Raw genomic sequence first — 7,899 nt, 5'->3', positions numbered from 1 at the left:
GAATCCACGATCCGCTTCATCGCCCGCCGGTTCCCGGCACCCTTCTGCCGGTTGAACTCCGCGCGCGCGAGCCGCCACCACATGCACCAGCACCCGCCGCAGGCGCCGCGCTCTCCGAAGAGCGCCTCGAGGTCAAAGAAGCGGTCCGCGGTCAGCGGGCGGAACTCGACGCGCGGGCTCGGCTCGGCCGCGGAGCGAGGCTTCGTTCGGGTGGCCACGGCGTCTCCTCAGGCGAGCAGCGAGCGGACGATCTCCTGGACCTTCTTCCCGTCCGCGCTCCCCTTCACGCGGGGCATCACGAGCTTCATCACGGCGCCCATGTCCTTCGCCGATTTCGCGCCCGCCTCCGCGATCGCCTCGACGACGATCGCCCGGACCTCGTCGTCCGTGAGCGGGCGCGGCAGGTACTCGCGGACGATCGCGAGCTCGATCTGCTCCCGGGAGGCGAGGTCCTCGCGCCCGGCCTGACGGAACGCCTCGATCGAGTCCTTCCGCTGCTTCGCGTACGACGAGAGGGCCTCGACGACCTCGACGTCGGTCGCCTGGTGGTCCCGTCCCTGCTTCTCCCGCGACGCGACTTCGACCTCGAGCACCTTCGCCCGCATCATCCGCAGGACGCCGAGGCGGTCCTTCTCCCCGGACTTCATCGCCGCCTTCATGTCCTCGCCGATCCGGTCCTTGAGGCTCATGGTGGTCTCCCCCGTTCCGACGCATGATAGGACAACCTCGGTCGGCGTGGCGCATGGGCTAAGATGAAAGAGCGCCGGTCCACTCCGCGCGCGGAGTCCGTGTTTGGCCATCGTCCCCAATCCTTGGAAGGGGCTCGCCGGCCTTCCCCGGCAGGCCTGGATCCTGTTCGCGGTGACGCTCGTCAACCGCTGTGGGACCATGGTGCTGCCGTTCCTGGTGCTCTACATCGTCCGGTACGTCGGGTTCCCCGCGGGTCGCGCCGGCCTCGCGATGACCCTCTACGGGGTCGTCGCCCTCGTCGCGGCGCCGCTCTCGGGCCGGCTGTGCGACCGGCTGGGGCACCTCCGCGTGATGAAGCTCTCGCTATTCGCCTCGGGCGCTGCGCTGCTGGCTTTCCCGCTGGCCCGAACCTGGGGATCGCTCCTGGCCGCCACGGCGGTCCTCTCCTTCACGACCGAGTCGTTCCGGCCCGCGAGCCTGGCGGTCCTCGCGGACCTCGTCCCGCCCGAGCGGCGCAAGGCGCTGTTCGCCCTGAACCGGCTGGCGATCAACCTGGGGATGAGCGTCGGGCCCGCGGTGGGAGGCTTCCTCGCCACGCGCTCCTTCCGGGCCCTGTTCGTGGTGGACGGCACGACGTCGCTCCTCGCGGGGGTCGTGCTCACGGCGTTCGGCGCCGCGGCGGCCCCGGCGCGGGCCCACCGCGAGGCCGCCGACGGCGGTGCGGCCCCGGCGCCCGTGAAGACCTCCCGTCCCGCCCATCGGGACCCGAGGCTCCTCCTCTTCCTCGCGGCCGCGATCCCGGTCGGCGTGGTCTTCTTCCAGCACGCGACCGCGATGCCGCTCTACCTGGTGCGCGACCTCTCGCTCCCCGAGTCGTTCTACGGCCTGGTGTTCACCGTCAATACGCTGATGATCGTGTTCCTCGAGGTCCAGATCAACACGTCCACCGCCCATTGGCGGCACGGACGCACCCTCGCTCTCGGGGCGATGCTCACGGCCGCCGGCTTCGGCGCGCTGGCCCTCGCCCGTGGGCCGTGGTCGGTGATGGCGACGGTGGTGATCTGGACGTTCGGCGAGATGATCCTGCTCCCGGGGATGTCGGCGTACGCGGCCGAGGTCGCCCCCGCCGAGAGGCGCGGGGAATACATGGGCCTCTACTCGATGGCGTTCGGCCTGGCATTCACCATCGCCCCCTGGCTCGGCACGGAGCTCCTGGATCGGCTCGGCGCGAGCGCCCTGTGGGGAACGATGTTCGCGCTGGCGACGGTTTCCGCGATCGCGATGTCCCGACTCCCTTCGCCTCCGCGGCACGCTCCCGCTCGCTGACCCCGGTTATCATGGAGACGATGTCCTGGCTCAACCTGGGCTCGCTGTGTGGCTGCGTCGTCCTGGCCTTCGCCGCCTGGACCGCCGGGGGGTTCAAGCGTCCCGTTCCGTGGAGGACCGTGCGGGGGTCGGCGGTGCTCCTCGCCGTGCTCGGCGCCTCGGTCTTCTGGCTCCCGCCGACGCGCGCCCTGCTCCTCGGCGTCAACGACCTGGTGATCGCGATCCTCGACGCGGGCACCGCCGGGACTCGCTTCGTGTTCGGCCCGCTGTCGCTCTCTCCCGGGGAGGTCTCCCCGTCGGGGGACCGCTCGATCGGATTCGTGTTCGCCGCTCAGGTGCTCCCGGCGGTGATCTTCTTCTCGGCGCTGATGGCCGGCCTCTACCACCTCCGGGTGATGCAACCCGTGGTCCGGCTGTTCGCAAGGCTCTTCCACCGGACGATGGGGCTCTCGGGCGCCGAAGCGCTGGCCGGGTCGGCGAACATCTTCGTCGGGGTCGAGTCGGCGCTCGTCGTGCGGCCGTACCTCGAGGGGATGACGCGATCCGAGCTGATGAACGTGATCACGTGCGGCATGGCCACCACCGCGTCGACCACGCTGGCCATCTACATCATGTTCCTGAGGAATTCGTTCCCCCTGATCGCCGGGCACCTGATCTCGGCCTCGGTGATCGCCATCCCCGCCGCCGTGCTGACCTCGAAGCTCGTGTTCCCGGAGCGCGAGGTGCCCGCCACCCTCGGGAAGGTCCCGCCCATCGACGAGTCCGGCCGGGAGGCGAACCTGATGTCCGCCCTGGCCGCCGGCGCGTGGGACGGTCTCAAGCTCGCCGCCGGGATCGCGACGCTGCTCATCGCGATTCTCGGGTTCGTCGCGATCCTCGACCTGGCGCTGGTGAAGCTGACCTCGCCCTGGGCGCCCGCCCTCGGTGGGCCGGTGAGCATCGGCCGGACGCTGGGGTGGCTGTTCGCGCCGCCGGCGTGGCTCCTCGGACTCGAGCGGGCGGACCTCGGGAGCGCCGCGCGGATGCTCGGCGAGCGGGCGGTGCTGACGGAGGTCGTCGCGTACCAACGGCTGGGCGCGCTCGCCGCCTCGCGCGCGATCTCCCCCCGCAGCCTCGTGGTGCTCTCCTACGCGCTGTGCGGGTTCGCCCACGTGGCGAGCATCGGGATCTTCGTGGGCGGGACCGCCGCGCTGGCCCCCACGCGTCGTGGCGACCTGGCCGCGGTCGGCTTCAAGGCGCTGGTCGCCGCTACGCTCGCGACGCTGATGACCGGAGCGATCGCGGGGGTCTTCTACCACGGTCAGCCGTCGATCCTCGGGCTCTGAACTCGCCGCCCGGCGTGGACGCTTCCCCGCCCGGTGGCGTAGAGTGTTCCGCTCGGAGGTGGAGCGTGTCCGAGCTGAAAGTCGCGGTGGCGCCGATCGGACGGATGGACGCGGCCGAGGTGGAGGAGGCCGCGACGCGCGTTTCGAAAGCCCTTGCGAAGCCGGTCGAGCTCCGCGAGCCGCTCCCCCACCCGAAATCCGCCGAGGACGTGTCGCGCGGACAGTTCCGTGCTCCCGCGGTCCTGGCCGAAGCCCGCACGGCGCTGCCGCTGCTCAAGCTCCGAAAGACCGTGGGAGGGGCCGCGGGGGCGGCGCCCGTTCCGACCGCCCGTCCCGACGCGGTCGTCCTGGTGACCGATCTCGACCTGTTCTCGCCGGGCACCGACTCCGTGATGCTGGAGCTTGACGCATCGCGTCGTACGGCGCTGGTCTCGGTTCGGCGGCTGCGCGAGGCGTTCTACCGGAGGAAGCCCGACCCGGCGAGACACCGCTCCCGGCTGGTCAAGGAGATCCTGAGGGCCGTCGGCAAGATCCACGGGCTCCCCGACTGCGGCGACCCCGGCTGCGCCCTCTCTCCCGCGCAGGCGGTGGCGGACATCGACCGCAAGGGGGAGCGCTACTGCCCGGCCTGCTGGAAACGGCTGTCCACCGGAGCCATGAGGATCTGAGGGATCGGGAGACGGGCGACCTCCGCGGATCGCCGGCGGTCGCGCCTTAGGAGTCGGCATGAGCGGCGTCACCGGCAAGGAGCGCGACGCGATCACCGTGATCCTCGGCGGCGGCCGCGGAGCGCGCCTCGACCCCTTGACGCGACTCCGGAGCAAGCCCGCGGTGCCGATCGCGGGGAAGTACCGGCTCATCGACATCCCGATCAGCAATTCGATCCACTCCGGGATGGAGCGGATCTTCGTGCTGACCCAGTACAACTCGATCTCCCTCCACCGCCACATCGTCCGCACCTACAAGTTCGATCCCTTCTCCCGCGGCTTCGTGCAGATCCTCGCGGCGCAGCAGACCCCCGAGGACGACACCTGGTTCCAGGGAACGGCCGACGCGGTCCGCCAGAACTTGAGGATCGTGACCGAGCTGTACGGCGAACTGGTCCTGGTCCTCGCCGGCGACCACGTGTACCGGATGGACTACGGAGACCTCGTACGCGAGCACGTCGAGAACCGGGCCGACGTGACCCTGTCGGTCTCCCCTTGCTCCGCGGAGGAGGTCGGCGGGTTCGGCGCGGTGCGGGTGGCGCCGGACGGCCGGGTCGTGGAGTTTCGCGAGAAGCCGGGCACGCCGGAGGCGCGGGCCGGCATGGAGGTTCCCGGGGACCTCCTCGAGCGCCGCGGGGTCGCGGCGGACCGTCCGTACCTGGCCTCGATGGGGATCTACCTGTTCGACAAGAAGGTCCTGGTCGAGGCGCTCGAGAACCGGCTGGCGGATTTCGGCCGGGACGTCATACCCGCCGCGGTCTCGAGCCGGAAGGTGTACGCCCACCTCTACGGCGGCTACTGGCGCGACATCGGCACCATCCGCGCGTTCTACGACGCGCACCTCGACCTGGTGAGCCCGGACCCCCCGTTCACGTTCGGGGACCCGGGATGGCCGATCTACACCCACCCGCGGTACCTCCCGGGCGCCCGAGTGAGCGGGACGCGGTTCAACCGCGCGATCCTGTCCGAGGGGAGCCTGGTGATCGGCTCCACCGTCGAGGATTCGGTCATCGGCGTCCGTGCGGTGCTGCACGGCGTCACGGTGCGCCGGTCGCTGCTCATGGGCGCCGACCCGCACCCGCCCGAAGGGCCGCCCGGGGCGCCCCCGGTCGGGATCGGGGAGGGAACGCTGATCCGGGACGCGATCATCGACAAGAACGCCCGAATCGGCCGGAACGTCCGGATCGTGAACCCGGACAAGCTCACCGACGCGGAGGGGCCCGGCTGGGCGATCCGGGACGGGATCGTCGTCGTGATGAAGAACGCGGTCGTCCCCGACGGGACCACGATCTGATCCATGCCGGAGGGGCCGCCCTCGGTCGCCTTCCTTCCCCGTTCCGCGCCTCCCGTTCGAGAATAGCGACCATCGGACCCCCCAACGTCCGGATTCTCCCGAGCGTCTTCGGCTACGATGCGCTACTCCACGGAGCCCGCACCGGACGGATACGCTGAAGGAGGAAACCCCACCATGGACTCCAGGACACGACGGGTCGCTCCGCTCGCCCGACTGGCGCTCCGAGGCGCCGTGGCGCTCGCCCTGTGCGTCCCCGCGTTCGCTCAAGCGGCCCCTGCGGCCGGGTCCGCGCCCGCGGACGACACCCCGTCGGTCAAGGTCGGCGGGACGCTCTTCGCGGACTTTACCTACCAGACGGCGCCCCAGGGATCGAACAGCGAGGGAACCTACAAGCCCAGCTCGTTCAACCTCACCCGGGCGTACATCAACGTCACCGGCAACCTCTCCCACCGGATCTCGTTCCGCTTCACGCCGGACATCAAGCAGGAAACCAAGGCGGACGCCGACGTGAAGGGCAGCTACGTGTTCCGGACGAAGTACGCCTACGGCCAGTTCAGCCTGGAAGACTGGTTCCCGAAGGGCTCGTGGGTGCGCCTGGGCGTCCAGCCGACGCCGTACCCCGGCTACATGGACGACATCTACCGCTACCGGTTCCAGGGCAGCGCCTTCACCGACCGGGAGAAGCTCCTGGGCACGGCCGACACCGGTGTCTCCGCGCAGTTCTCGTTCCCGGGCAGCTACGGCGACGTCCACTTCGGACTCTTCAACGGCGAGACCTACACGGGAGCCGAGACGAGCGACCAGAAGGCCTACCAGATCCGCGCCGCCTTCCGCCCCGTCCCCGCGTCGCCGGCCCTCAAGGGGCTCAGGTTCGCGGCGTTCGCGGACCTCGATCACTACATCCGCGACGCGGTGAAGCGGCGGCTCGTCGGCGCGGTGACCTTCGAGCACGCCCGGGTCAACGCCGGGATCGAATACCTCGAAGCGAAGGACCAGGACCCGGACAGGAAGTTCCCGGTGAGCCTGGTCCAATCGACCGTCGTCGACTCGAAGGGCTGGTCCGCGTGGGTGACGCCGAAGCTCGGCAAGGGCTTCGAGCTGCTGCTGCGTCACGACGACTACGAGCCCGACGAGACCCGGGACGCCACGAAGACCCGGTCCATCGCCGGCGTCGCTTACTGGCCGCGGCTCCAGAAGGGAGTAACCGCGGCCGTGCTGCTCGACTACGAAGGGACGACGTACGACAAGTACGCCTCGGTCGTGAGCGACCCCACGAAGCTGCCCAAGGACGAGAAGAAGTGGGCGCTCCACGTCCAGCTCAACTTCTGAACGCGGTGTGTGGCCGAACGGGGCGGGGTCTTTGCCTGCTTCTTTGAGAAGGCCCTACAAACGCTCCCAGTCCTGACGCGAGATTCCGGCTTGACGGAGAACCACGGCAAGCAGCCCGACCGAAATGTCTCCTCGATGCGGGTTCGGAACCGCGAGGACCAGACCACCCTTCTGCATGAACTCGTGTCGTCCGCCGGAGTACGGTCCCGAGAACCCGGCGCGCCGTAGCCCCGCGATCAGCTCCCGGCGCTTCAGCGGCTTCCACGGCGGCATCAGCCGGCCTTCCGAATTCGAATCTTCGCTCCACCGAGCGAGGGAACCTCGAGGCCGCGCGACACCCGCACCAGAACCCACTCCTCGATCACCTCTTGGAGCGTGGCCCGGCAAGATTCCAGGGTTTCTCCCGTTGCGACGACGCCTCGGAGGCCACGCACCTCGGCGCAGTACGTGCCGTCCTCGAGCTGCGTGTAGCGCGCCCGCTTCAACGCTTCATCCAAGTAGTTTCGAATCATCGTGACCTCGCGCGTCCGGGCGCGACAGCGCCCCCGTCGCTCCGCTTCCTTTCGTCGCACCGGAGGCCAAAACGACGGCTGCGACGGCCCGTCATATCTCGAGGCCTGCCGCCAGGAACCGGCGCCTCGCGACGGCTTATCCTAGCGCGAATCGGCCCTGCATCGACACTCGGGTGACGGCCCCGTGCGACTCGCTATCGTCATGCCGAGGCGGACATCCGAGCCGCTTCGAAGGCACGGCATGGTGAGGAAGAGGGCCGCTTTGGACGATCCGAAACGGAGCGCCGCTCCGGTCTCTGCCCCGACTCGAGCGCCCGTCACGGGCACGCCCCACCGGTCCGCGCGGACCCATCGGATCGATTCCCGAGATTGCCGCCGCAGGCGTTCCTCGATCGTACGAGGTAGAAGAACCTGGTCCCCGCGCCCGGGGTCGCCGGATCGCTCGCCGTCGTCGCCGTGAGGTCCCTGGCCGCGCAGGATGGCGCCGAGAAGTCCGAGGCGACGGCGCTGCGGAGCAAGTCGTAGAGGACCACGGTGCCACCCTGCGCCGCGGGTGCCTGCCACGCCATGGCGGTCTCGTCGATGACGCTGGGGAAGACCAGTCCCGTGGCCTCGCCCGGGACGGCCCAGGCCGTCGGGTCCGTCGGCGCCCCATCGCAGGCGTCGCCGCGGCCGTCGCCGTCCGCGTCGGCCTGGTCCGGGTTGTAGACCGTCGG

Annotated in this window: 10 protein-coding genes; 5 read left to right on the top strand and 5 right to left on the bottom strand. The window is 70.0% G+C overall.

Annotation, left to right across the window (positions count from 1 at the left end; translation table 11 throughout):
* Together LAO51_19155 and LAO51_19150 are read right to left on the bottom strand one after the other, a co-directional pair.
* A partial coding sequence (locus LAO51_19155; GenBank protein MBZ5640861.1) for a hypothetical protein occupies positions 1-218 on the bottom strand: 218 nt, incomplete at its 3' end.
* A 9-nt stretch (positions 219-227) separates the two neighbouring features.
* Complete coding sequence (locus LAO51_19150) at positions 228-689, bottom strand: GatB/YqeY domain-containing protein (GenBank protein MBZ5640860.1); 462 nt, start codon at positions 687-689, stop codon at positions 228-230.
* A 103-nt stretch (positions 690-792) separates the two neighbouring features.
* Here LAO51_19150 and LAO51_19145 point away from each other — a divergent pair, with 103 nt between their 5' ends.
* The 5 genes from LAO51_19145 (at position 793) to LAO51_19125 (ending at position 6,671) form a co-directional block, all read left to right on the top strand.
* Positions 793-2,016 (top strand): MFS transporter, encoded by a 1,224-nt coding sequence (locus tag LAO51_19145; protein ID MBZ5640859.1) that lies wholly within the window; start codon positions 793-795, stop codon positions 2,014-2,016.
* A gap of 20 nt (positions 2,017-2,036) precedes the next feature.
* The gene (locus LAO51_19140) at positions 2,037-3,341 is read left to right on the top strand and encodes a nucleoside permease nupX (protein ID MBZ5640858.1); all 1,305 of its coding nucleotides are present in this window, start codon (positions 2,037-2,039) and stop codon (positions 3,339-3,341) included.
* A gap of 65 nt (positions 3,342-3,406) precedes the next feature.
* Positions 3,407-4,009 (top strand): hypothetical protein, encoded by a 603-nt coding sequence (locus LAO51_19135; GenBank protein ID MBZ5640857.1) that lies wholly within the window; start codon positions 3,407-3,409, stop codon positions 4,007-4,009.
* A gap of 58 nt (positions 4,010-4,067) precedes the next feature.
* On the top strand, positions 4,068-5,342 hold the full coding sequence (gene glgC / locus LAO51_19130; protein ID MBZ5640856.1) for a glucose-1-phosphate adenylyltransferase: 1,275 nt from the start codon (positions 4,068-4,070) through the stop codon (positions 5,340-5,342).
* A 174-nt stretch (positions 5,343-5,516) separates the two neighbouring features.
* Positions 5,517-6,671: an OprO/OprP family phosphate-selective porin gene (locus LAO51_19125; GenBank protein ID MBZ5640855.1), complete on the top strand. Its 1,155-nt coding sequence runs from the start codon at positions 5,517-5,519 to the stop codon at positions 6,669-6,671.
* A 54-nt stretch (positions 6,672-6,725) separates the two neighbouring features.
* On the opposite strand, the gene LAO51_19120 is transcribed toward LAO51_19125, so the two are convergent.
* From LAO51_19120 to LAO51_19110, 3 genes are all read right to left on the bottom strand, one after another.
* Positions 6,726-6,944 carry a type II toxin-antitoxin system HicA family toxin gene (locus LAO51_19120; GenBank protein MBZ5640854.1) on the bottom strand — a complete coding sequence of 73 codons (219 nt, stop codon included), beginning with the start codon at positions 6,942-6,944 and terminating at the stop codon, positions 6,726-6,728.
* The gene (locus tag LAO51_19115; protein MBZ5640853.1) at positions 6,944-7,183 is read right to left on the bottom strand and encodes a type II toxin-antitoxin system HicB family antitoxin; all 240 of its coding nucleotides are present in this window, start codon (positions 7,181-7,183) and stop codon (positions 6,944-6,946) included. Before LAO51_19115 ends, LAO51_19120 begins: the two co-directional genes overlap by 1 nt.
* A 317-nt stretch (positions 7,184-7,500) precedes the next feature.
* The coding region (locus LAO51_19110) for a hypothetical protein (protein MBZ5640852.1) at positions 7,501-7,899 on the bottom strand (399 nt) is incomplete at its 5' end.

The sequence above is a fragment of the Terriglobia bacterium genome, from assembly GCA_020073205.1.
Classification (GTDB): Bacteria; Acidobacteriota; Polarisedimenticolia; order Polarisedimenticolales; family JAIQFR01; genus JAIQFR01.
This window is presented reverse-complemented; position numbering and strand designations above follow the sequence as displayed.

Bases quoted from the DNA above. Each gene is read 5' to 3' on its own strand.
- LAO51_19125 (MBZ5640855.1), top strand. From the start codon at position 5,517: ATGGACTCCAGGACACGACGGGTCGCTCCGCTCGCCCGACTGGCGCTC.
- LAO51_19120 (MBZ5640854.1), bottom strand. From the start codon at position 6,944: ATGCCGCCGTGGAAGCCGCTGAAGCGCCGGGAGCTGATCGCGGGGCTA.
- LAO51_19150 (MBZ5640860.1), bottom strand. From the start codon at position 689: ATGAGCCTCAAGGACCGGATCGGCGAGGACATGAAGGCGGCGATGAAG.
- LAO51_19140 (MBZ5640858.1), top strand. From the start codon at position 2,037: ATGTCCTGGCTCAACCTGGGCTCGCTGTGTGGCTGCGTCGTCCTGGCC.
- LAO51_19115 (MBZ5640853.1), bottom strand. From the start codon at position 7,183: ATGATTCGAAACTACTTGGATGAAGCGTTGAAGCGGGCGCGCTACACG.
- glgC (MBZ5640856.1), top strand. From the start codon at position 4,068: ATGAGCGGCGTCACCGGCAAGGAGCGCGACGCGATCACCGTGATCCTC.